The 24,572-nt window shown below is 43.1% G+C and carries 21 protein-coding genes and 2 tRNA genes; 7 read left to right on the top strand and 16 right to left on the bottom strand.

Features of this window, described 5'->3' with window-relative positions; all coding sequences use genetic code 11:
• Positions 1-18: 18 nt before the first annotated feature.
• The 4 genes from ACFS6H_RS14215 to ACFS6H_RS14200 all read right to left on the bottom strand — a co-directional run bounded on the left by ACFS6H_RS14215 (position 19) and on the right by ACFS6H_RS14200 (position 2,423).
• Entirely contained in the window at positions 19-567 is a 549-nt protein-coding gene (locus ACFS6H_RS14215) for a dihydrofolate reductase family protein (RefSeq protein WP_386100076.1), read from the bottom strand.
• Between the two features lie 23 nt (positions 568-590).
• Complete coding sequence (locus ACFS6H_RS14210) at positions 591-950, bottom strand: cupin domain-containing protein (RefSeq protein ID WP_386100074.1); 360 nt, start codon at positions 948-950, stop codon at positions 591-593.
• A gap of 27 nt (positions 951-977) precedes the next feature.
• Positions 978-1,472: a hypothetical protein gene (locus tag ACFS6H_RS14205; protein ID WP_386100071.1), complete on the bottom strand. Its 495-nt coding sequence runs from the start codon at positions 1,470-1,472 to the stop codon at positions 978-980.
• Between the two features lie 186 nt (positions 1,473-1,658).
• On the bottom strand, positions 1,659-2,423 hold the full coding sequence (locus ACFS6H_RS14200) for a menaquinone biosynthetic enzyme MqnA/MqnD family protein (RefSeq protein ID WP_386100068.1): 765 nt from the start codon (positions 2,421-2,423) through the stop codon (positions 1,659-1,661).
• A 43-nt stretch (positions 2,424-2,466) separates the two neighbouring features.
• Between ACFS6H_RS14200 and purB the strand changes: the two genes are divergently transcribed.
• Both purB and ACFS6H_RS14190 read left to right on the top strand, forming a co-directional pair.
• Entirely contained in the window at positions 2,467-3,810 is a 1,344-nt protein-coding gene (purB, locus tag ACFS6H_RS14195; protein ID WP_386100065.1) for an adenylosuccinate lyase, read from the top strand.
• A gap of 158 nt (positions 3,811-3,968) precedes the next feature.
• On the top strand, positions 3,969-4,376 hold the full coding sequence (locus tag ACFS6H_RS14190; protein WP_386100062.1) for a hypothetical protein: 408 nt from the start codon (positions 3,969-3,971) through the stop codon (positions 4,374-4,376).
• Between the two features lie 11 nt (positions 4,377-4,387).
• Here the strand turns inward: ACFS6H_RS14190 and ACFS6H_RS14185 are convergent, their stop codons facing one another.
• Entirely contained in the window at positions 4,388-5,986 is a 1,599-nt protein-coding gene (locus tag ACFS6H_RS14185; protein ID WP_386100059.1) for a peptide chain release factor 3, read from the bottom strand.
• A gap of 160 nt (positions 5,987-6,146) precedes the next feature.
• Here ACFS6H_RS14185 and ACFS6H_RS14180 point away from each other — a divergent pair, with 160 nt between their 5' ends.
• Positions 6,147-6,728 carry a hypothetical protein gene (locus tag ACFS6H_RS14180; protein WP_386100057.1) on the top strand — a complete coding sequence of 194 codons (582 nt, stop codon included), beginning with the start codon at positions 6,147-6,149 and terminating at the stop codon, positions 6,726-6,728.
• 33 nt (positions 6,729-6,761) lie between these two features.
• Here the strand turns inward: ACFS6H_RS14180 and ACFS6H_RS14175 are convergent, their stop codons facing one another.
• The 4 genes from ACFS6H_RS14175 to gap all read right to left on the bottom strand — a co-directional run bounded on the left by ACFS6H_RS14175 (position 6,762) and on the right by gap (position 10,489).
• The gene (locus ACFS6H_RS14175) at positions 6,762-7,457 is read right to left on the bottom strand and encodes a DUF4386 domain-containing protein (protein ID WP_386100054.1); all 696 of its coding nucleotides are present in this window, start codon (positions 7,455-7,457) and stop codon (positions 6,762-6,764) included.
• Positions 7,458-7,621: 164 nt separating this feature from the next.
• Positions 7,622-8,833 carry a phosphoglycerate kinase gene (locus tag ACFS6H_RS14170; protein ID WP_386100051.1) on the bottom strand — a complete coding sequence of 404 codons (1,212 nt, stop codon included), beginning with the start codon at positions 8,831-8,833 and terminating at the stop codon, positions 7,622-7,624.
• 34 nt (positions 8,834-8,867) lie between these two features.
• A complete protein-coding gene (locus ACFS6H_RS14165; RefSeq protein ID WP_386100048.1) occupies positions 8,868-9,215 on the bottom strand; it encodes a hypothetical protein in 348 nt (115 codons plus the stop codon).
• A 260-nt stretch (positions 9,216-9,475) separates the two neighbouring features.
• Positions 9,476-10,489, bottom strand: a complete 1,014-nt coding sequence (gene gap / locus ACFS6H_RS14160) for a type I glyceraldehyde-3-phosphate dehydrogenase (RefSeq protein ID WP_386100045.1) — start codon at positions 10,487-10,489, stop codon at positions 9,476-9,478.
• 171 nt (positions 10,490-10,660) lie between these two features.
• Here gap and ACFS6H_RS14155 point away from each other — a divergent pair.
• Both ACFS6H_RS14155 and ychF read left to right on the top strand, forming a co-directional pair.
• A tRNA-Glu gene (locus tag ACFS6H_RS14155) sits at positions 10,661-10,732 on the top strand.
• 102 nt (positions 10,733-10,834) lie between these two features.
• On the top strand, positions 10,835-11,932 hold the full coding sequence (ychF, locus tag ACFS6H_RS14150; RefSeq protein ID WP_386100042.1) for a redox-regulated ATPase YchF: 1,098 nt from the start codon (positions 10,835-10,837) through the stop codon (positions 11,930-11,932).
• 177 nt (positions 11,933-12,109) lie between these two features.
• On the opposite strand, the gene ACFS6H_RS14145 is transcribed toward ychF, so the two are convergent.
• Positions 12,110-15,559, bottom strand: coding sequence for a hypothetical protein (locus tag ACFS6H_RS14145; protein WP_386100038.1), 3,450 nt, complete (start codon positions 15,557-15,559; stop codon positions 12,110-12,112).
• A gap of 194 nt (positions 15,560-15,753) precedes the next feature.
• Here ACFS6H_RS14145 and ACFS6H_RS14140 point away from each other — a divergent pair, with 194 nt between their 5' ends.
• Positions 15,754-16,296, top strand: coding sequence for a hypothetical protein (locus ACFS6H_RS14140; RefSeq protein ID WP_386100035.1), 543 nt, complete (start codon positions 15,754-15,756; stop codon positions 16,294-16,296).
• A gap of 392 nt (positions 16,297-16,688) precedes the next feature.
• Here the strand turns inward: ACFS6H_RS14140 and ACFS6H_RS14135 are convergent, their stop codons facing one another.
• The 5 genes from ACFS6H_RS14135 to ACFS6H_RS14115 form a co-directional block, all read right to left on the bottom strand.
• Positions 16,689-19,235 (bottom strand): TonB-dependent receptor domain-containing protein, encoded by a 2,547-nt coding sequence (locus ACFS6H_RS14135; protein WP_386100032.1) that lies wholly within the window; start codon positions 19,233-19,235, stop codon positions 16,689-16,691.
• A 390-nt stretch (positions 19,236-19,625) separates the two neighbouring features.
• Positions 19,626-20,678 (bottom strand): glutamate 5-kinase, encoded by a 1,053-nt coding sequence (proB, locus tag ACFS6H_RS14130; RefSeq protein WP_386100029.1) that lies wholly within the window; start codon positions 20,676-20,678, stop codon positions 19,626-19,628.
• Positions 20,679-20,693: 15 nt separating this feature from the next.
• A tRNA-Met gene (locus ACFS6H_RS14125) sits at positions 20,694-20,767 on the bottom strand.
• A 154-nt stretch (positions 20,768-20,921) separates the two neighbouring features.
• A complete protein-coding gene (locus tag ACFS6H_RS14120; protein WP_386100027.1) occupies positions 20,922-21,344 on the bottom strand; it encodes a GNAT family N-acetyltransferase in 423 nt (140 codons plus the stop codon).
• Positions 21,345-21,377: 33 nt separating this feature from the next.
• Positions 21,378-21,851, bottom strand: a complete 474-nt coding sequence (locus tag ACFS6H_RS14115; protein WP_386100024.1) for a hypothetical protein — start codon at positions 21,849-21,851, stop codon at positions 21,378-21,380.
• Between the two features lie 80 nt (positions 21,852-21,931).
• Between ACFS6H_RS14115 and ACFS6H_RS14110 the strand changes: the two genes are divergently transcribed.
• Positions 21,932-23,761: an AAA domain-containing protein gene (locus ACFS6H_RS14110; RefSeq protein ID WP_386100021.1), complete on the top strand. Its 1,830-nt coding sequence runs from the start codon at positions 21,932-21,934 to the stop codon at positions 23,759-23,761.
• 152 nt (positions 23,762-23,913) lie between these two features.
• On the opposite strand, the gene ACFS6H_RS14105 is transcribed toward ACFS6H_RS14110, so the two are convergent.
• Positions 23,914-24,567, bottom strand: a complete 654-nt coding sequence (locus ACFS6H_RS14105; RefSeq protein WP_386100018.1) for a response regulator — start codon at positions 24,565-24,567, stop codon at positions 23,914-23,916.
• Positions 24,568-24,572 lie beyond the last annotated feature (5 nt).

The following is a 24,572-nucleotide window of genomic DNA, read 5'->3' as shown; positions in this document are numbered from 1 at the left end:
TTGATCTGTATTTTATTATTACGGTAGCGGTTCATAAATCAATTGCACCACACCCGATCTGAAAACATTGGTTTGTAATAATTTTAAATTAAGCCTGCCCTGCATGTCCTCAAACAAAGGCTTTCCGGCTCCCAGTACTACAGGATGCACCGATACACGGTATACATCGATCAAACCCTGCTGAATAAAGGTCTTAATTAAGCCTGCGCCACCATATAACCAGATATCTTTTCCATCCTGCTGTTTTATAGCGTTCACCTCTTTCACGAGGTCGTCGGGTTTAATGAAACTTGCTTTATCATCCTGCCTGATCTCACGGGAGAAAACAAACTTTTTCCTGGCGTGTACGGTTGCCCACATGGTCTTTTCTGCCGGGGCCGCATCAGCGGCCGGTTGATAGTTGCCCCACATATCATAACTTACCCTGCCATAAAATATGGTGTCCACACTGTCCAAAAAACCTTCAAAATTCATATCATCATCCATAATACACCAGTCAATCTCGCCATTGGGCCCTTCTATAAATCCGTCCAGGCTTACTGCCAGGTCTAACACTATTTTCTTCATTACAGCTGTTTTTAATCAGTTTTTTACAGGCGGTCCAATTCAGGCTTTGTTAATTCGTTTTCTATATCCCCGGTATTTAAAGTAGTGGCCGGTTCAAAAAGCATGACCCAAACCTCGCTTTCGGCAACGGGCTTATGTTCTACCCCTTTGGGAACGATCATAAATTCGCCTTTCTTCAGGGTTACGGTTTTATCCCGGAACTCGATCTTTAATACACCTTCCACGATAAAAAACAGTTCATCCTCATGGTCATGTTTATGCCATACAAACTCCCCTTCAAATTTGGCCAGTTTTACATGTTGCCCGTTTAATTCCCCAACGATCTTTGGCGACCAGTGCTCAGAAAAAAGCGCAAATTTCTGTACGAGGCTAACTTTATCCATGGTATAATTTATTAGTTGTGTTCTATATCATTGACCCGTTTTAGACAAATCGGCCACCACTACCAAATAATGCCGGAAATAAAAATTATTATCCTGGCGGACAGGCTGGTATTTAAAGTAGTCATCGGGTATCCCGGTGAATGCGCCGGATTCATATCCCATTATTGTAAACGATTTGCCAACATACTTTCTTTTCATCTCGTCATTTTCCGCTGTCGTTAACTTGTTCCTTTTTTTACCATACAGGTGTCGGTACAAACTGAATCCATCGTCAGGAAACCTATCCGTCTCATCTTTAAATATCATAATAACAGGTTCATGTAATACAACACTATCAACAGCTTTTATTTTAAAAAGGAAAACACCTTGCAGTTCTTTTTTCCGGAGATCGTCTCCGTCAACAACTTCGACCTCCATTTTAACTAGAGTACCGAAAGGAACTGTTAACTGCTCTTTTATTGAAGTCCGTAATGCGGCCGTATCCTGGGCAGAAACAAGTTGAGCAGCAAAAATGGCTGCCATAGTTAAAAACAGGGAAATATGTTTCAGGCAATGCTGGTTCATGAGAGTGTTAACGGGAATAGTTATGATTTAGAGATCACCAATTTACGATTCATCTTTCACATTCTTAGTGAGATTGATGAATTATAAATGTTAAATGATGCATTCACTAAACACCATCAACCATTAACTATTAACCATGAACTATTAACCAACCAATACCGGTTGCTGGTGCTGCAGGTAAGATAAGAATAATTCCATGCCCTTACGCTTGCGTTCATCTAAAGTATAACTGAGGTGCAGGGTATAATATTTTTTCAGATTGTAGTAGGGATAAGGATGCGCGGCTACTATTTCATCAATATGATCGAGGCCTAAAGCATTGGCCGCGTCAAAAGTGGCGATAAAACCGGGCGGTAAGGGTTTCAGGCTTACCCAGGCGGCAAATACAAAAGGCAGACCCGTAATGGCACGCCATTCAGAGGCCAGGTCATAAATAAAAGTAGATTGGCGGCGCTGCTCCAGGGCCCTGTCGCCTATCACAAGGCCGGCTGTAGTGCCTTTGATCTCCTTACGATAACTCTCGTCTTTGGCCATGATCAGCTGCGGGTTAATACCCCAGGATTCCCGCATCAGTATTTTTAAGAGCGCTACCGAGGAACGGCTCTGGTAATCGAGGTAAATGGTCTCTATTTCCTGCAAAGGCACTTCACTGAACAGGCAAACGGAAGCTACTTCTGTATCGGTGGCAATGCAATGGTTACCAATGATATGATACTCTTCCAGTTGCGGTAAAATAGCCACGGGTACCAGGCCCACATCAATCTGCCCTCCTACCAGCATATTGGCCAGTTCCGAGGGTATGGCCTCCACCAAATCGATCTGCTGCGATACAGGCTCCTGCTGCAATCCGTAAATTAAAGGACGGGTATTCCGGTAACTTACAATTCCTACTTTTATTCTCTTGTCCAATTCAACTATTTTTGCAACCTCAAAGATAAAACAATAAGTATTCATGCAACTATCTTCTCTTACAGCCGTTTCGGCCGTTGACGGACGTTATCGTAAACAAAGTGAACAATTGGACGCCTATTTTTCCGAATATGGTTTAATTAAATACCGTATTGAAGTAGAAGTGCAATACCTGTTTTTTTTAGAAAAAAAGAAGTTCTTTAAACTGCCGCTCAAAGCTAAAAAAGCCTTAAAACAACTATTGGAAGGCTTTACCGTAGAACAGGCCCAGGCAATAAAAGATATTGAAGCTACCACCAACCACGATGTAAAAGCCGTGGAATATTTCCTGAAAAACATTTTACAGGATAACGAGGCCGGTGAACTGACGGAATGGGTGCATTTTGGTTTAACCTCGCAGGATATTAATAACAGCGCCGTTCCTTTATCCTGGAAAAATGCCCTGGAACTGGAATACCTCCCCACCCTGTTAAACCTGGCCGGCCATTTAAAACAACTGGCAACAGAGTGGAAAGACATTCCCCTGCTGGCCCATACACACGGGCAACCTGCCAGCCCTACTACGCTGGGTAAAGAGTTTATGGTATTTGTGGAAAGGATCAATAACCAGGTAGAACAGTTATTACATATACCTTACACAGCCAAGTTTGGAGGTGCCACTGGGAACTTTAATGCGCACCATGTAGCTTTTCCTAAAAACGACTGGATCAAATGGGGCAATGAATTTATTGGCTCCTTAGGTCTGCAACGCCAGCAATTTACTACCCAGATAGAACATTATGATAACCTGGCTGCTCATTTTGATGCCATCAAACGGATTAATAATATTTTACTGGACCTTTCCCGTGACGTATGGACCTATATTGCATTTGAGTACTTTAAACAAAAAACCAAGAAAGGCGAAGTGGGGTCCTCTACCATGCCGCATAAAGTAAACCCGATTGATTTTGAAAATGCCGAAGGCAACCTGGGTATTGCCAATGCTTTACTGGAACATTTATCGGCCAAACTCCCGGTTTCCCGTTTACAACGCGACCTGACCGATTCAACCGTATTAAGAAATATCGGTGTACCCCTGGGACACACGTTTATTGCGATTAAATCTCTGGAAAAAGGCCTGGGTAAACTGGTAGTGAATAACGCCAAGATCAATGCCGACCTGGAAGATAACTGGCCGGTAGTGACCGAAGCCATACAAACCATCTTACGCCGTGAAAAATTCCCTAACCCTTATGAGGCACTGAAAGAGCTGTCAAGAGGTAAGGACAAGATAGATAAAGCAGCCATACACCAGTTTATTGACGGGTTAAATATTACTGCTACCCTCAAAAAAGAGCTGAAGAAAATAACCCCTCAGAATTATACCGGTGTTATTGCTAAGTTTTAATAAGAAAAAACACTAGCCCTAACTTTTGGTAACAATAAGAAATACAGTAAGATAGCTTAACAAAAAGTCCCGGTTATACCGGGACTTTTTTTGGCCTGATTCGTGCAAGTTTATGGGTATAACCGTCCAGGGTATTGGTTAACCTAAAACAGGTTGTTATGAAACAGGTATATAAAATACTATTGGCAGGCCTAACATGGGCAACAATAATAACAGGATGTTCAAAAGAAAAAGATGTGCAGGAGGAAGGGACACAGGACCCGCCTGTATTGGCAGGCACCTATAATGGTAATTTCAGCCGTACGGGTATGGCAACTACGGATATAACCATTGCCTTTACCGGCAATAATTTTTCCGGCAGCAGCACTGCCGCTTACCCGGTAATTTGTAACGGCACATTTACCATCAATACCAACCAGGTAAGTTTTACCAATGCTTGTAACGAAACAGGTGCTATTGTATTGAACGGCACTTATAATTACACACTATTGCGTGGGGCTACATTCCGGATATGGAGAACCAATAATAATATAACGGATGAATATACCATTACCCTGGCGAGGTAATGGCTATGGCTTTACATTTCCGCCTTATGTATCTCGCTGGTAAAGTGGAAAGTGATATCCGGGTTATTGGTGATCTCGGTATTCAGGAACCATTCACTTTGTGCCAGGTACACCACGTGACCATCTTTATCCTCTGCAATATTGGCCTGTTTAAAGCGGGTAAATTCCAGTAATTTCTTAGGGTCCTTACTGGTTAACCAGCAGGCTTTGTAAAAGGGCATACTGTTGAAGGTTACCGAAGCGCCATATTCATGCAGCAAACGGTATTGAATTACCTCAAACTGCAGTTCGCCCACACAACCGATGATCTTTTTATTACCGCCAAACTGGGTAAATAACTGGGCTACACCTTCATCAGTAAGTTGTAACAATCCTTTTTCTAACTGTTTGGTTTTTAAAGGGTCTTTATTCACTACCTCTTTAAAAATTTCAGGTGAGAAAGAAGGAATACCAGTGAAATAAAAGTTCTCACCTTCGGTCAAGGTATCACCTATCTTAAAATTACCGGTGTCAAACAAACCTACCACATCACCCGCATAAGCATCTTCGATAATACTTTTGTCACGGGCCATAAAGGAATAAGGGTTGCTGAAACGCACATCCTTGTCCAGGCGTACATGGTGGAAATATTTATTACGCTGGAACTTACCGGAGCATACCCTTAAGAAAGCGATCCTGTCCCGGTGTTTGGGGTCGAGGTTGGCGTGGATCTTAAATATAAAACCGCTCAGTTTTTCCTCTTCCACATCCAGCAAACGGCTGGTGGTTTCGCGGCTGCGTGGTGTAGGCGCTATTTCAATAAACGTATCCAGCATTTCCTTTACACCAAAGTTGTTGATGGCGCTGCCAAAGAAAACCGGCGCTACCTGTCCGGCCAGGTAGTACTCAACATCCAGCGGGCCATTTACGCCATCCACCAGTTCAATATCCTCCCTTAAAATTGCCGCATCCGCTTCTCCTATCTTTTTCTCCAGCAGGCTGTCATTAATATCTTCAATGGCCGTTACATCATCCTCGTCTACAGCCTTGGTATTGGCCGTAAACAGCCGCAGGTTATGATCGTGTAAATTATATACCCCTTTAAAATCCTTACCACTGTTAATGGGCCAGGTCATGGGGTGCAGGGAAATTTTCAGCTCTTTTTCAATCTCTTCCAGCAGGTCAAAACGGTTTTTACCGTCCCTGTCCATTTTATTGATGAATACAATTACCGGCGTATCACGCATCCGGCATACCTCCATCAGTCGGCGGGTCTGGTCTTCCACTCCGTTCACACTGTCCACCACCAGGATAACGCTATCCACTGCCGTAAGGGTACGGTAGGTATCCTCCGCAAAGTCCTTGTGACCCGGTGTATCCAGCAGGTTGATGAGAATATCATTGTATTCGAAACTCATTACCGAAGTGGCTACCGATATACCACGCTGCCGCTCTATTTCCATAAAGTCGGAAGTAGCATGCTTTTTAATTTTATTGCTCTTTACCGCACCGGCTATCTGGATGGCGCCACCAAATAACAGGAATTTTTCCGTCAGGGTGGTTTTACCGGCATCCGGGTGACTGATAATGGCAAAGGTTCGCCTGCGCTGAATTTCGTTGTGATATTTCATAAAGGTGGCAAAGGTAAGGCAGATTGAAACGTAAAAGAAGGGTAAAGTGTACTAATCCGCTGCGCCCCGTTTCCCTTTATCGATTTCAGGCCTCCCTTTAACGAGTTGATTTATTGTCTCCCCTTTTTACAACTAGCTTAGCAACATAAACTAAAACTTTATGAAACAACTTATTATTGCAGTCCTGTTTATTGCTGTAGCCACTACTTATGGTTGTAAAAAAAGCAAGGACGACCCGGCCCCTAACCCCAATATTATTTATGAGTCAGTGAATGAAACACTGAAAACCTATACGCCCAAACCGGCCCCCACTGACCGGTTCGAATATATCGGCAGCATCAGTGCATCCGTACCCAAACTAGCTATCGGCATTTTGATGAGCTGGGAAACAAGCCCTAATGGTATTTATCTCCACCCCAATAACAGCGCAGGGGCTATTTTAACCAATACCCACGGTTTAATTAAAGGAATGCCGGCCGGTGTTGTTATCAATAGTGCTTCTATAAGCTGGAATACCAGCTCACCGGCCATTAGCTACGATTATGTAACCAACAGTACTTCCTCGAAAGGTGATTTTGCCGGGAAGGGGAACCTGTATATAGGTTTTTATACTATTGACAGTGATAAAAAATATTATGGCTGGGCTCAATTAAATGTATCGGCAGATGGAAGAACCGTGAAATTGATTGATTATGCCGTACAGAAGGTACCAGATACCGGCATCAAAACGGGTGAAAAATAGGCCAGTATATGGTTACACTGAACGCCCGAACAATTAAGCCATATCCGGGGAAACATAACCCGGGCCCGGTAATTTGTTCCACCGTTCTTTCTTCACCAGTAGCCAGGTTGCTAATAATAACTCACCCAATGCCATGGGCAGGGATAGAACCATGTCAACAGTATCACTATAAGCTGCATAGCCAGGTAAAAAACGGGCAGCCATATTGGTGAGTAAATAACATAGCCCTGCAAAAACGGCCATATACCCGATCAGTTTAGGTACAGCAGGTGTTTTGATCAACAGATATCCCAGTAATACCAGGTGTACCCCAAAAACAATCAGGCCAAGCGACCATATTGTTAAAAAGCTTTCGAAATGAAACATAACCGCAGTGGACCCCGTATGGCCGGGTATAAACGGGGGGATCATTAACAAGTGTACAATTGCCCATCCCAAAACCGTGCTGTACACCAGCCGGGCAAGCGCCATCAGGATAGCCAGGCTGCTGTTTACCTGCTGAAAAAGCCTGTACAGGAACCAGCAAAGCAACAGGTCGAGTAAAAATATAACCAGGAAGCATACTATAAAACAAATAAACAGATCATTATTTACAGCAAGGTTAGTGAAGGTTGCAGGTGCATTATCACGGATATAAATTTGCGGAAAAGCATATCCATAACCAATGCCCGCCAGGATAGCCATAGTTAACAAAGAGATGCCGGTGAACAATGGAAGTTTTCTGCGCATATACTGTTCGTCTTTATTCATTATTAAAAAGTAAGCACACAAAACTACCTATGAACAAAAACAGATTTCTTAACCATTGCTAAGAAACCGGACCGGTAATCTGCTTAATAAAAAAATCCCCTGTCATAAAACAGGGGACCTTGTATATCATTAAACGATAATTATTATGCTTTAATCGCAGCAATACCCGGTAAGGTTTTACCTTCAAAGTATTCCAGCATAGCACCACCACCGGTGGATACATAACTTACTTTATCACTAAAACCAAACTGGTTCACGGCAGCCACACTATCACCCCCGCCTACTAAACTGAAGGAGCCGTTTTGTGTAGCCTGGGCCACTGCAGTTGCAATAGCTTTAGTGCCTGCCTGGAATTTCTCCATTTCAAAAACACCCATCGGGCCGTTCCATAAAATGGTTTTGGAAGCCAGTATCACATTGGTAAATGCTTCAATGGCAACAGCCCCTATATCCAGGCCCATCCAGCCATCGGGAATATTACCCGATGCAGCCGTATCAGTATTGGCATCTGCCGCAAATTTATCAGCGATCACGGAATCTTCGGGTAAATGAATTTTTACATTTTTAGCTGCTGCTTTTTCCAGTAAAGCCTTAGCGGTATCTAAACGGTCGGCCTCACATAAAGAAGCGCCGATATTACCCCCTCTTGCTTTAAAGAAAGTGTAAGCCATACCACCACCGATAATAATGTCAGTAGCTTTTTCCAGCAGGTTTTCGATGATCAGTATTTTATCAGAAACCTTGGCACCACCAATAATGGCCGTGAAAGGTTTTTCTGAACTATGCAGTACTTTTTCCGCACTGCTTACTTCCCCTTCCATTAACAAGCCGAACATTTTTTTATCGGCAGGGAAAAACTCAGCCATTACCGCTGTAGAAGCATGTGCCCGGTGTGCTGTACCAAAGGCATCATTCACGTATACATCACCTAAAGCGCTCAGCTTTTTGGCAAACGCTTTATCTCCTTTTTCTTCTTCTTTATAAAAGCGCAGGTTCTCCAATAATAATACTTCACCGGGACGCATCATACTGGCCGTAAGTGCCGCCTGCTCGCCAATACAATCATCGGCAAACAATACCGGTACCGGCTTACCCAGCGCATCCGTTAATAAAGTATGGATATGTTGTACTAAATGTTTCAGCGAATACTTATCCGTGGGCCCGTCTTTCGGACGGCCTAAATGGGACATTAAAATCACTTTGCCGCCATCTTCCACTATTTTTTTAATAGTGGGTATAGCCGCTTTGATCCGGGTATCATCGGTAATTTCTAATGATTCGTTCAGGGGTACGTTAAAGTCAACCCTTACCAGCACTTTTTGATCATTAAAATTGTAATCGGAAAACTTGCTCATGATTATTGTTGTATAATTTATGATAATACCGGACTTATGCTTTTTCGCTGTTGGCTTCCTCGTACATCAGGTATCCCGCGGAAACCGCCAGTATCTGGTTGGTTACATCAACCCCGCCTTTCATATTTGTCCGCAATGCTTTTACGACAGTTGACGGACCGGAAGGAAATCCCCACCATCCAAACATGATGGTACCCAGGTTGTACCAAAAACTATGCAAAAAAGTGCTTTGTCCCTGTTTTATCAGTTTTAATTCAGATTGATTCTTGGATGTACCGATAATATAGGAAATAACATATTGATAGTGCACAAACTTTCCCCCGTTCTCAATTTCGGTTTGAATTTCTTTGGCGCTTAATCGTTTTACATTTTTCTTACTCATATAGTTTGTAATGTTTTTCTTTAAAACAATATGAGAGGGCTCAGATCTAAGTAAAAGTATGACAAGTGAGTTAGTTTTTCAACATGCGTGAGGGATAGCCGCGGATACCCCGGTGAAGCCCTGTGCTTAGCGGTTCCCCCGTTGTGGGGGTCAGGGGGTGTGCCGGAGTAGCAGCGTATAGCCCGACCCCGTGTCAGTGAATATAACTTATCGTTATTATTTTACCCGACACGGGGGCACGCCATAATATGGTTAAGAACTTATTTGCTGATCAGTTGTGCAAAATAATGTACGGTGCGTACCAACTGGCTTACATAGCTCATTTCGTTATCGTACCAGCTTACCACACGTACCAGTTGCGTATCGCCAACTGTTTGTACACGGGTTTGGGTAGCATCGAATAATGAACCAAAGTTGATACCGATGATATCACTGCTTACAATTTCGTCTTCGGTATAACCAAAGCTTTCGTTAGCGGCGGCTTTCATAGCAGCATTTACTTCTTCCACACTGGTTTTGGCATTTAATACCGCTGTTACCTCGGTTAAAGAGCCGGTAAGTGTAGGAACACGTTGTGCGCTGCCATCCAGTTTACCTTTTAAAGAAGGTAATACCAGGCCAATAGCTTTGGCGGCACCGGTACTGTTAGGCACAATGTTCTGTGCAGCAGCACGGGCACGGCGCAGGTCACCTTTAGGATGCGGCGCATCCTGTGTGTTCTGGTCATTGGTATAAGCGTGTATAGTGGTCATTAAACCATTAACAATGCCAAATTTCTCCTCTAATACCTGTGCCATTGGCGCCAGGCAGTTAGTGGTGCAGGATGCACAGCTGATGATTGTTTCGCTGCCATCCAGGATGCTGTGGTTTACGTTGAATACAATTGTTTTCAGATCGCCGGTAGCCGGTGCAGAGATCACTACTTTTTTAGCGCCTGCGGTGATATGGGCTTCCGCTTTTGCTTTATCGGTGAAGAAACCGGTACACTCCAATACCACATCCACTTCGTGAGAAGCCCATGGAATCTGAGCAGGATCTTTTTGTGCGTATATTTTAACTTCGTCTCCGTTAACAATAATGGAGTTTTCGGTGGCTTTTACGTCAGCATCAAAACGCCCCTGAGCTGTATCGTATTTTAACAGATGCGCTAAAACTTTAGGGCTGGTAAGGTCGTTGATGGCAACAACATCAATCCCTTCCATTTTATAAATCTGACGGTATACTAAACGACCTATTCTTCCAAATCCGTTAATGGCTACTTTTACAGTACTCATAGTTTTGTTTTGTGATTGAACAATATTTTTAAGGCTCGCAAATATACGAATTAATAAAGTAGCTATTTGTGTAGTTGCGGCAGCGGCCTCAAATATTTTTTTTAAATATTTTTTCATTTTTTTTTGCTGGTAAAAAACAGGTCCTTATCTTTGCAATCCCAAAAACAGAACGCCCCGTTCGTCTAGGGGTTAGGACATCAGATTTTCATTCTGGTAACAGGGGTTCGATTCCCCTACGGGGTACTAACAACAAAGGCTACTCAAACGAGTAGCCTTTACTTTTTAAACGCTGTTTTTGGTGTAGTACAACACACTTTAAACAGGCACTTTACTAAATATTCTTTTATGGCTTTAAAAGCAGGAATTGTAGGCTTACCCAACGTTGGAAAATCAACCCTCTTTAACGCTGTCAGCAACAGCGCTAAAGCCCAGGCCAGCAACTACCGTTTTTGTACAATTGAACCTAACGTGGGACTGGTAGATGTACCCGATACCCGCTTAAATAAACTGGCCGAGCTGGTAATACCCGACCGCATTGTGCCTACCCAGATCGAGATCGTTGATATTGCCGGCCTGGTAAAAGGAGCCAGCAAAGGCGAAGGACTCGGCAATAAATTCCTGGGCAATATCCGTGAGGTAGATGCCATCATTCATGTGATCCGCTGTTTCGAGGACGAGAATGTATTGCGTGATGAAGGAGCCATTAACCCGGTTGCCGATAAAGAAATTATTGATACCGAATTACAGTTAAAGGACCTGGAAAGCATAGAGAAAAAAATTCCTAAAACAGAAAAAGGCGCCAAGACCGATGCCAAATTAAAAGCCGAACTGGAAGTACTGCTGCGCTGTAAGGCCCACCTGGAACAAGGCCGCAGCATTCGTGAACTGGGTTTAAGCAAAGAAGAAAAAGTAGCCGTAGCCGATCTTTTCCTGTTAACCGACAAACCGGTTTTATACGTGGCTAACGTTGACGAAGGCTCGATGCATACCGGCAATAAATTTTCGGAAGCTTTAACCGCTGCCGTGCAGAACGAAAATGCACAGGTAATTATCATGAACAACTCCATTGAAGCCCAGATAGCCGAGATGGATAATGAAGATGACAAAGCCCTGTTCATGGACGAATATAAAATGACCGAGCCTGCACTGGACCGTTTGATCCGTTCGGCTTACAAACTGTTAAACCTGTACACTTACTTTACTGCCGGCGTGCAGGAAGTACGCGCCTGGACCATTCACGAAGGCTGGAAAGCCCCGCAGGCTGCCGGTGTGATACATACCGATTTTGAAAAAGGGTTTATTAAAGCCGAAGTAATCGGGTACGACGATTATGTACAATACAAAACCGAAGCCGCTGCCCGTGAAGCCGGTAAATTACGTATTGAAGGCAAGGAGTATATTGTGAAAGACGGCGATGTGATGCACTTCCGTTTTAATGTATAGTTAAGCTGTAAGTAATAAGTTTTAAGTTATAAGTAAAGTGCCTGGTTTTTACCGGGTACTTTTTTTATGCGGGAAAGGGGAGAATTATAAATGATGAATTATGAATAGTTACCAGGGTACTATTAACAATGATCCCTTCCTTATAAATCCCAAATCTTAAATCAAAAATCTTAAATCCTATAAAATCGCCGTTACCGTTGCCCTGCCCGAGTGAATGGTCCTGCTGTCGGCTGATTTACGGCCATCGTATTGAAAATTGAGTTCCAGGTTATTCATCAGGCGTTTGGTGATGGTTATATTCCAGATATAATTTTTACCGGGCAACAGGCCCTCCAGTATCATGTAACTTACCGGAGACACCAGGTTATTGGTACCCTGCTTGTAATTGATATTCTGGAAAGTGAATTTGCCTAATACCGCTGTATTTTGTAACAGGTTGTATTTTGATTCGGCGGTTAAGGAGTGTGACAAAGAACTTTCATTGCCAAATACCGGCTTGTTCTTTTTTGATTCTAATTTATATAAACCCGCAACCCGGAAAGTAGTACCATTAATAAATGACAGTCCCGGCTCAGCGCTGTAAATATGCAGGTCATAATTACGGTTATCAAACTGCGCATTGGCCGTGTACAGTTCATTCCTGGCCGTTCGCAGGTTCAGGTTAAACAAAAATAATTTGGACATATTCCACCTGAATTTACTGGTCCAGTCATTGGTGCGGCGGCTTTCATAACCATAGGTCAGTAAGGCTTTACCACTGTTGTTAATATTACTTAGGTCAAGCCCCCATACATGGCTGAAACGGTTAAAGGATAAAGTGTTTACAATAGCCGTATTCAAGGTGATCAGACCTGTATCGTTTACATTCAGCTTAAAAGGGTTGGCCTGGAAAGTACCCTTGGCCACGGTTTTATTGGTGATCTGCAGCGAGCTGTTTAAATTAAACTTAGCCAATACCTTTTTAAAGCCTTTTATATCATTGCCTCCCCATAACGATCGCGGGTTAATCGCAATATTATAGTTGAAAGTGGTATAATTGGCTTTTATAAAATCGTTGGTGGGTGTAAACAGGCGGATAAACTTGGCCTGGTCGGGGTACATGGCCAGCTCAAACTCGTTCAGCTCCTGTTGACCATTTTCATTATAATCTATCCAGGCATACTGGCCCTGACCGGCCGGCACTTCGAGGTAAGCAAAATCGCGGCGTTGCTCCTGCCCCGCCCCTACTTCGTACAAAGCATTACCGGTTATAAAACCCTTCCATTCATTCATCATATACTCCACCCGGCCCAGGATGCTCTCATCGGCTGTTTGCCGGCTGAGCGTCTGTTCATAAACTTTTAATTTACGATAGGTGGCATTTACATATAACTGTCTTTTTTCATTGGCCAGCAGGTCGGTCTGCACATTCACATTATAACTCCTGTCGCCCCTTACCAGGTCCTGTACACCCGGCATCTTATATTTATCAGAACGCGTAAAAAAGTTAATACCATAACGGTTCTTTTTCTTTTCATCCGATTTTACATATACCGTATAAGTATCAAAGGAGAAAGCATTGGCCGATAGTGTATCTGTATCCTTTGACCGGGTGATATTTTGCTCCAGGGTATAACGCCCACCCACACGCCAGTCATTCAGTTTTTTAAATTGTTTGCTCACATCCAGTACCGGCCTTAAAAAATGGCCTTTATCAGCAGCGGTTGAAAAATTAGTGATGGTAAAATCATTATTAAATACCCAGCCACCATAATTGGCTTTGTGTAAAATACTGTTCTGGTAACCGTTATAACTGTCGGAACGGTTGTAATTGGTGAACTTGTAAGTAATGCCTTCATTGTTTTTATTGAGCAAACCACTGGCAAAACGGATAATATTTTCTGTAGCAACCGTAGTAACAATCGGCAGGCCCCAGTCACGGGTAAACTCCACCGATCTTAACCTTTCCAGTGGCTTAAACCGGTCCTGCACATACTCATAATCAATATTGGTTTGCAAAAATGTGCCGCGTTTGGCAGATAGTTTAGCCTTATTGGCAAACTGCAGTTTGCCGGCAAAGCCATTATTATTACCCTTATCCAGCCTGGAAAAAGTATTGATATCATAATTGCTCATGGCGCCTTCCACTTTCAGTATCGTGTTCTCATTAAAATTATAATCCACACCCAGGTCAAATACCTGTTGTTTCTTAGGCGTTATCAGCAATACGGCCGGCTCATAATTACCCTGTTTTACGCCACCTACCGGCTCCACATACACATATACCTTACCGTTGGCCCCATTATAATCAGGTACATAATTACCATTACCAAAACCTACCTGAATAAAACCCAGGCTATATTTGGCCAGGTTGGGATCGGTGGAGTACCGGTAAAATGAATCCGTGCCCACATATATTTTTTCGTACAAAATTTTACCCGCCGAAAAAGTATCGAGGGTGGCGGATGAATAAAAAGCCTTTTGTATACTATCGCCCAGTTGCGATAAAAAATGTTTCTGCGGTGCATCCAGTACCTGGTTGATAGAGGAGTTTTTAGCATCACTGTTATTAAAAAATCCGAAACGTACTTTCGCTTTTTTATTCAGGTCAAACTCCTGTGTTAAAAACACATTGGCATTTAAAAAATTCCGGTCGGCATACTCAAACTCTATCTGTATACGGCTGTCCTTGGTGATCATACGTTTGGGCGTAAAGGTCACTTCCGCGGTATTGTAATTGATCACATAATCCTGGTCCTCGCCTCTTTGCAATAATTCACCGTCCAGGTATACCCTTTCGGTATTGCCCAGTACAATAAAAAATATCTCGCTGTTAGCGCCCTGTAAACGATATGGTCCCTGGTTGCCTTCCAGGCCGTCAAAAACATTACGGGTGAATTTCCCCTTCGCAATAGAAGCGCTGGCCAGGGTAGATGATTGTATTTTATCCGTTACCCTGTTGGTGGTGTTAAAAGATACGCCCTGTAAACGTTTATAAAAATTGAGGAAATAGGCCTGGTCCTGGCGAATGTCAATATCACCGATATTGAGCTGCCAGTTCTTCTTTTTGAAGCGGATATACACTTCATCAAATTCATTTAACTGCTGTGTATTACCATCAGGCTGGATGGGGATATTATTATCGGTAATGGCTGCCTGCAGCTCAATACTATCACCCAGCATACCGCTTAGCTGCACGTTCAGAGTGGAGTTCAGCACCGCATCCTGGTTATTACCAAAACCTATCTGGCGGCCAAAACTTCCGGATGCCTGTATATTACCAAAATTAAAAATACCCCGCTGGGCATCGCTCAGGTCATCGTTGATATTGTACACAAAGGAGGTACCGCTGAACCTTACCAGGCTGTCATAATTCATCCGCTGTGCCACCGGGTTTAATTTGTAAGGGAATACCCTATATTCCACAGTGACCATGTCAGTGGACGGTCGTTGCTTCCAGTATAAGATGGCATTGACATAATCCACCCGGTAATAAGTGGTATCATGTTGGGCAATCCGTAATGTGTTGGGAATAATGCTCAAGGTATCTAAAACAATACTGTCAGCCTGTACGGGCAGTAATTTCTGGCGCAGGTTAGAAGACGCAGGCGCCTGTGCATTAACTTTTGAGAAAAAGATAAGCAGCATGACCAGACAAACACATATACGCCACAACTGACCCAATAGCAGTACGTTTTTTAGTAAGCGTAAAATTCGGTGTTTTATTGCGTTTTTACAGGCTAAAGTGAACAAAATTAATTCATTGGCCTTAACACAGCGCACCGCTATACTCCTGCCTTCAAAGCTTATTTACTGTTTAATTTGCTGTATCTTGCCTTATCATGGTTTCTTTTACCCGGTTATACATACCCGTTTTATTGTTGTTCACTGTTTCGTGCTTAAAAGCACAAAACAGGAGTTCCGGTTACCGGCAGGAGTTGAGCGCAGGCCTGCAGTTACCGGTCAGTAATTTCAACGAAACGCATCTTATGGGGGCCGGCGTTCAATATGCCATTACCAATCATCGTTTTGGTATAACAGCACCTAAAAAACACATCGGTTGGGTCGGCAGTGTTGGCGTGGATTATTATATAGGCCGGAAGGATAAGGAGGCAGGGCATTCTTTTAAAAATGGCAACTACCTGCATTCCCGTTTATCAGGTGGTATTATAGTTAATCCTTCTGTACAAACCCAGGTAAGTTTACAGGCTGGCCCCGGCTGGGGTATTTACCAGGGCACTCATGCCATTACCCTTTGTTCTGTTTTAAACGGCACTTACTATATTAATGAACAATGGTGCATTGCTGCCAGGCTGATGATGATAAAAGAAAAAGGCGCCCAGATATTATGGACGCCCGGTATCAGTTTATGCAGAACCTTATAAAATCCGCAGGCTATAAAACAGGCTACATTTACCTGCTGCTCTTCCCTACCCACCAAACGAGCATAGTTGGTATCCAGAAAAGAAACAAACACACGATCCATACCATTTTAGAATCTGAGTTCCTGAAAGGAAAGTTTATAATGGAAACTAATGTTCGGAAAAATAAAAAAATAAAACCAAGGACGATCAGCAAAACAATGATTTCCATATTTGCCAACATCCCTAGTAAAGAAAAAACCTGGTGACTCATAAAAACAGTTTTACATTAATTAATGGCAGCGTTACAGTTTTTTTAAAAATGAAACACCATAAGCCGCAGCAATGTAAAACAAATTACCAGATATTAAAACAAAAGCTACCCATATTTAACCAACTACATTTTGTTCAACAGCTTAACCTTCATCTCCCCCGCCACCGTTACGGCGGTTATTGGTGAATGAAAAATTGCTGTCACCAAATTTGTAACTAAAAGTTAAACGAAAACTACGCACATTCCAGCGACGGTAAGAATCCTGGTAAAAATTCTCGGTATCATAAATAGTTCCCCAGCGATAAGAATTCAATACATCATTCACCGCAAAAGTCACCGTAGCCCTGTTGTTCTTCAGGAAATCTTTTTTCATGGCAAAGTCAAAACCATATTGCGCTTTCTCACGGCCTTGTGCAATTACCTGTGCCGATTCAAACTCACCGGTTAACTGGAAACCCAGGTTATTGAATACTTTATTACGTGGTGTTACCAGCTTATAGTTGGCTATCAGCTTGGCCTCCCAGTTAAAGCCTTCATTACTCAGGTCCTGGTTATTTACATTGGCTTTTACGGTACGGTATTGCAGGTTCACCGTTGGGGTAATATCAAAATTCTCGGTAAACTTATGTTGTACCGTAAACTCAGCGCCATAACGGTTGGTTACACCGGCATTGATATAAGTATTTAAAATAGCGTTCGGGTCAACCCCGGCGTTTTTTAACTGCTCATATTGTTGTGCACTGATGGTATCGCTGTACTGCATAATATCATCAGGATTATTACGCATATATAATACGGCCAGGAAGTTACCGCCCTTATAGTTCTGACTGTAATTCACTTCAAATGAATTAATGAATTCGGGACGCAATGCCGGGTTACCCTGGCGTAAATTAACCGGGTCAGAAATATCAACAAAAGGATTAATGTTCCAGAAATTCGGGCGGCGGATACGCCTGGAGTAGTTAGCCTGGATCTGCGCTTTTTCATTCAGCTCCTTGGTCAAGAATAAACTGGGGAATAAAGCATTCCAGATGTTTTTAAATTTTGAAGGATATTCATAACCAAATTTCTGTGCACTGTCCACCAGTAAACCATTGAACTTAGAGTACTCAGCACGTAAACCCGCCTGGTAAGAGAATGTTTTAATTTTTTGCGAGTAGGTCAGGTAACCGGCATATACATTCTCGGTATACTCGTAGTTATTACTCAGCGGCAATTTTGTTTCCGTGTTACCATTTACACCAAAGGCATCATACTTACTTTTAAACCAATTGGTAAAGCTGCGTAGTCCGCCTTCCAGCTTTATATCTTCGGTAATGGGGTTTACAAAATCGGTCTGCACCGTTAACTGGCGGTTACTGCCCCTGTTATCATTCCGCACCAGGCTGGATGGCTGGTAAGCTGTTCCATCCGGGTTATAGTAGTTATTTAAAATATTGGAGCCGCCACGGTTATTACCGTAGTTATAACTTACATCTGCCGTCAGTTCACGGCCTTCTTTAGGAAAAGTATGTTTAAAGTTCAGGGCTGTGCCGTTACGGTTCATACGGTTACGGTAATCAGAAAAACGTTCACCGTAATAGATCATGGCCTTACTGTTATCCAGGTTTTCCTGGTATTGGTTTTCATCACTGCGCATACTACCGCCACCGATCTGTTGTGATAAAGAAATGGTACTGCGGTTGGTCATAAAATAATCCACGCCAAAACGCCCGTTCCCGAAACGGCGGGTACGGTCATTTACACTGGTCTGGTTAAAATAATTCTGTATTACCCCACCCGATTTATTCTGTCTTTCGGTCTCGCCTTTTGCTTCCCCGCCCGATTGGTTAAAGCCACCGTTTAAAAAGAAATTAAACTTGCCTTCACGCAGGTTCAGGCTCAGGTTGCCATTTAAAATTTTAGGCCAGCCAATGCCGGCACTGGCTATACCGTTAAGACCCATTCTTTTGTTTTTCTTTAAAACAATATTGATGATACCACCCGAGCTGGCGGCATCAAATTTGGCAGAAGGATTGGTGATCAGTTCAATCTTATCAATATTTTCAGCCGGTATCTGGTCAAGGGTTAAAATAGTGGGACGGCCATCTACAAATATCTGCGGCGAGCTGTTACGTAATTGTACATTCCCTTCCAGGTCAACCGATACTGAGGGAATATTCTTCATCAGGTCAATTGCTGTACCACCGCTTGCCACTAAACTTTTGGAAGCGTTGAATACTTTACGGTCAATACCCATTTCCAGCGCAGGACGATTGGCAGTAACCGTTACGCCGCCCAATTGCTGCACTTCCTGTATCAGGGCAATATTACCCAGATCGTTCAAAAAAAAGCGCTGGTTAGCTTTCGGACTAACGGTGATGGTTTGTTCGTAGGGCTCATAACCAATAGCAGAAATTAATATCCGGAAAACAGAATCCTGCTGCAGGTTGGCAAACTTAAAATCACCATTATTCTGGGTCAGCATACCGGCTATAAGGGAGTCGGTACCATTCGCTTTTTTGATAAATAATTGTACCGAGGCGGCAGGAATACCTTTCTTGCTGTTATCCTCTACAATTTTACCGTAAATGGTGTTTGATTGTACATCAATTTTGGCGCCGGCGGGCATCTCAGGCTCCTGGTCTACCTGGGCAAAACCAAAAACGCTTATCAATAAACAACATAGGGTAAATAAAGTAGTCTTCATTATTCGCTTCAAATTATGGTGGAATGAAAAATATGGTAAATGATCAAGGTGAGTTTCAGTGAACCGGGTGAGTCTGCCTGTACGATGCCTTTTCTCACCCGTACCTATCTATACCGGGTATTGTGCAAGCAACAAACAGTGTAAGCAAAAACACTCATTTAAAGGCTTTTTAAATGAACGGCAAAGGTAACCATTATACGCTAAGCAATGTTACAGAATCGTTAAGTAAACCTTAAAGGTTACCCCACCGGTAAGCGTTAATTTTTATATGTGACGGGTTAAATACTGCTGATCAGCGAACAGGAAGTAAAAGGGAGCGTCGCAACAACTGCCGGTCCTTTATTCAAAAGCCGGTAACATAAAAAACTACTGATTAAATTGTACTGTTCATTACAGCAAAACAATATCATCCACATGTGCAGCGATCACATTTTTTTCGCCGGTCTTTTGCTGCAGTTCAGTAGCAGAAAATCTTGCCTTGGCCACGCCGATCACTTCATCTTCCGTTGTTTTAATTTGTATGGCCTCGCCTTTTAAAAATTTACCGCTGATCTGTGTAATGCCTACAGTGAGTAAGCTTTTTTTATGCTGCAAAGCTTTTACCGCACCGTTGTCGATGGTTACGCTGCCTGGTGTAATAGACCCGCTGGCCAGCCATTTTTGCCTGGCTTTTAAATTGGAAGGCTTTGCTAAAAACTGTGTACCGTTCTTTCCTTTCAATGCATTGGCAATTGCATCGGCGCCACCCAGGCCACAAATAATTACCGGTATGCCCAGCGAAATAGCCAGCCTGGCCGAAGCCAGCTTGGACACCATACCACCCAGTCCTGCACTGCTTTTATCGGTAGTTACATAACCCAGTATACCCGCATCAATTTTTTCAACAACCGGTATCACTTGTTTCTGGTCATTTAAAAAACCTCCCGCTGTGGTAACCAGTAATAAAGTAGCAGCATTAAAACCTACGGCCAGTAAAGTTGCCAGCTCATCATTGTCAGAGAATTTTAACTCCAGGTTACTCACCAGGTCGTTCTCATTCACTACCGGTAAAATATCATGCCGCCAGAAGGTTTCAAAAGTTTCTTTTAATTGTAAAAACTGTTTACGGTTGGCAAAGTGATGACGTTCGCAAAGCGCCTGTGCCACCGTAATACCATAAGGATGCAGGTGTTTATGGTATAAACGTATTAAGATAGGATTGCCAATGGCCGCTGCTGCCTTACGTTCGGTAATAGTGCCCTGGTAATGATGAATAAAATTTTTACCACTGCCTACCGCTCCGCTCGATACCAGTACGATATTGTATTGCTTACGCAGCAACGCTATTTCTGCTGCCAGTTTTTTAACGATAGCAGTACTGATAGCGCCGTTTTTACCGGTAATAGCGGCAGTACCCAGTTTTATAACAAGTACATTTTTTGACATAACAAAAAAAGCTTCCATTTTTGGAAGCTTTTGTACCGGAGAGCAGACTTGAACTGCCGACCTTCGGGTTATGAATCCGATGCTCTAACCAGCTGAGCTACCCCGGCATCCACATTTCATAAGGGTGACAACGATTAAAAACTAAAAGCAATTAGTTTGTAGTTGCCATTTGGCTAATGGGCGGCAAAAATACAACAAAATTGTTCTGATAAGTAAAAAAACTAAAAAAAATTACCACGAAATTTAAAGTTCCGGTATTCGTTACAGCTTCATTTCCAATATGGGGTAAGGTTTACCCATGCCATCCAGTGGTTTCCGGTTATAAATTGTAAAACCCATATTTTGGTAAAAGCCGGTAGCCTGTTCATTTTGCTCATTTACATCTACTGTATTTACCTGCAACTGATCGATGCAATACAATAATAATGCTTTGCCGATACCCTTCCCCATCAGCTCGGGTAAAACAAACAGCATTTCCAGTTTTTCGCCTGCCACACCGGCAAATCCCGCTATTTTATCATTATCCTGGTACACCACCAGGTTTACCTGTGGTAATATATCGGGCAATAAGGCTTTGATCTCCTGTAAATAATCTGCTGCAATAAAATGGTGGGTAGCTTTTACGGATGATTCCCATACGGCTATCAGCTCTTTATACATAGCGGGATTGGCGGCAACTATCATGAGGCAAAATTACACATAAAACGGTGTTGGTATTTATTGTCTTTTCATCCTGGAAAAAGGATAACCGTTACAACCTTTTTTGGGGTTCTGCCGGTCTGCTGCCGGGTGGCTCAATGCCTCTTCTTCATTTTTGGCAGTGTAGGTAGTAAAACAATAACCCCATGACCAGGGCTGCATACCAGTGAAACGCATATAGTCTATACGGGTATACACAAGACTATCAGGTGTTTTTTTAGGTACCTGGTAGGCAATAAAAAACTGTTGCGCCGTATCCCAGCGGATAATATGGTAACGGATACCAGGCGCCTGTATGAACAAAGAATCTGTTAGGGTATAGGTAATGCCGTAATCATCTATAAAGCTGCCGGTCAGGCCCGGCGGGGCTTTCAAGGTTAATGCCTGGTAACTCGTGCTTTTTGTTTTGCCCGCCATACAGGCTGCCAGTAATAGGCTGAAGCATGCTACCGTTACAATGATCTGCCGGAATTTTATGATCATACTGTGCATCACTATTATTTTTTACAGGTAACAGGCCTGTTTCTTTCCTAAATTGCAGGTTTATTTACCGGCAAGCTTTAATTCACTACATGCATCCCTATATTCAAACTTTACTTACCTGTATTGACCTGGAAGAGAAAGAACAGGTAAACAAATATAAGTTAGATCAGACACATTCCTTAAAGCAGCTGAAGGCCGAGGGACTGGCCCTGCATCCCATTACCATCACCCGCAAAAATTTTGGGTATGCCGACTACCCCGAAATAAGTTTCAGGATAAACTTCCCGCCCGAGGCCAGCATGTTCAGGGACGGTGCGGCAATTGAATGTTTCATTACCGGCGAAGAGCCTATTAAAGGTGTACTGCTGCAACTGGATGGTAAAGCCGGTGAATGCCGTTTATTCGCCCCCGACTTCCCCGACTGGATCGAGGACCATGGCGTAGGTATTAAACTATCGCCCGATACCCGCACCACCGGTGTAATGAAAAAGTGTTTGAATGAACTGGAACAAAATAAGCCGGTATACCGGCTCTTTGAAACGCTGCACAGCGACACGCCCATAACACCGGCAACCATCCTTAACCACACAAGCGTAACCCATTATTATAACAAAAACCTGAACACAAGCCAGCAGCAGGCCGTAGCAGCTATTGTACAAAACGAAAACGTAACCATTGTACACGGACCTCCCGGCACCGGTAAAACCACCACGCTTATTGAAGCGATTAAACAACTTACACAGCAGGGAAAGAAAATAGCAGTAGCAGCGCCCAGTAATACGGCTGTAGATAATATTGTGGCAGGTTTATTACAGCAAAATATCAACGTATTAAGGGTAGGTAATACCAGTAAGGTAAGCGACAATATTTTTCCGCATACGCCCGAAGGTAAATTACAGAACAGTAAACAACTGAAAGAGATCAAGGAGCTGAAAAAACGTGCGGAGGAATTCAGGCGCATGGCCCTGAAATATAAACGCAGCTTTGGTAAAGCGGAAAGGGAGCAGCGTAACCTCTTGTTCAGGGAAGTAAAAAGCATTCGTGCAACCATTAAACAATTGCAGGCCTATAACGAAGAAAAATTATATAGCGAAGCCGCCGTTATTGCCGGCACACCCATTGGTTTATATGATAGTCAACTCCAAAAACTAAACTTCGATACACTTATTATTGACGAAGCCGGTCAATGTATTGAGCCCCTGGCCTGGTGTATCATTCCTTTAGCCCCTACCCTTGTACTGGCGGGCGATCACTGGCAGTTACCTCCTACCGTTTTAAGCAATGAAGCGGCTATTAAAGGGCTCAATCAATCTATACTGGAAACAGCTGTTGCCCGTTTGCCCCAGGTTCATTTACTCAATACACAATACCGCATGCGCCAGGCTATTGCAGGCTTCAGCAGCGATTATTTTTACAATAACCAATTATTATCGGCTGCTCACCTGGCCAACCTCGATAACCATATTTATTTTATTGATACTGCAGGCGCCGGTTATAACGAAGAGCAGGGCCCTGATGGTATGAGCCTGCAAAACAATGGTGAACTGAAAATTGTACAACATCTTATTGAAACCCACCAACTGGAGCCGGCGCAAACGGCTTTCATTTCTCCTTATTCGGGGCAGACCATGGCCGCCAAAGAACAATTACCGGCAGCCATTAAGATCAGTACCATTGATAGTTTCCAGGGGCAGGAAAAACAAAACATTATCCTATCCCTTGTGCGCAGTAACGATGATGGTATTATCGGCTTCTTAAAAGATTACCGCCGCATGAATGTGGCCATTACCCGCGCCAAAGAAAAACTTTTTGTTATTGGCGATAGCGCCACTATTGGTGCCGATAGTTTTTACAGCAGGTTCCTGGAATATGTAGAAAAAAATGGGGTGTACCAGACCGTGTGGGAGTTTGATCTGTAATTACCGGGCTGTCAGCTGCAGTAATACTATTCAGCTGCAGTTCCCGCTGTCCGCTGTACTCCGCCACGCGGCCACACACAAACCTTCAGCGGGGTGCCGCTTCCATCGGGCAGCTTTTCAGCTTCACTTATATCATCAGTAGCTTAAGTGGCTCAGTCATTTACTTTTTCAATAGCAAAGCGCAATAAACTATTCTTGCCGCTAAGGTTTAATTTTTTAGCAATATTCATCCGGTGATTGGACACTGTCTTTTCACTGATAAATAATTCTTCAGCAATTTCCCGGGTAGATTTATACCTGGCTATTAACTGTACAATTTTCTTCTCCGATACCGTTAACAATTCCAGTTGATCGCCGGGATTGCCCCCACGTAATCTATTACGTTGCTGTAACAGGTACGAGGACATCTCCGGGCTGATATAAGACTGGTGACGGGATACGGCCGCAATGGCATGGATAATATCCACCACGGCATTCTCTTTCAGCACATAACCCGATACGCCTATTTCCAGCGCTTTCAAAAAAGCATCTTTTGCCTTATGCATCGTTAACAAAATAATGGCCACCGCCGGCTTGGTTGCCAATACTTTTTCCGCCACCTGCAAACCGTTTGCACCGGGCATATCAATATCCAGTATAGCAATATCCACTTCCCGGTCAAGGGCGCCGTTAATAGCATCTGTACCGTTATTGGCTTTGCATACAATCTTAATATTGGTTTCTTCCTCCAGCACCTCCTGTAATCCCTTTAAAAAAATGGGATGATCATCGGCAATCAATATTTTTATCTTTTCACTGTTCATCATAGTAT

The organism is Terrimonas rubra (assembly GCF_042686025.1).
GTDB classification, from domain to species: domain Bacteria; phylum Bacteroidota; class Bacteroidia; order Chitinophagales; family Chitinophagaceae; genus Terrimonas; species Terrimonas rubra.
Note: the sequence above shows the minus strand (reverse complement) of the source record. Positions and strands in the feature narration are given on the sequence as shown.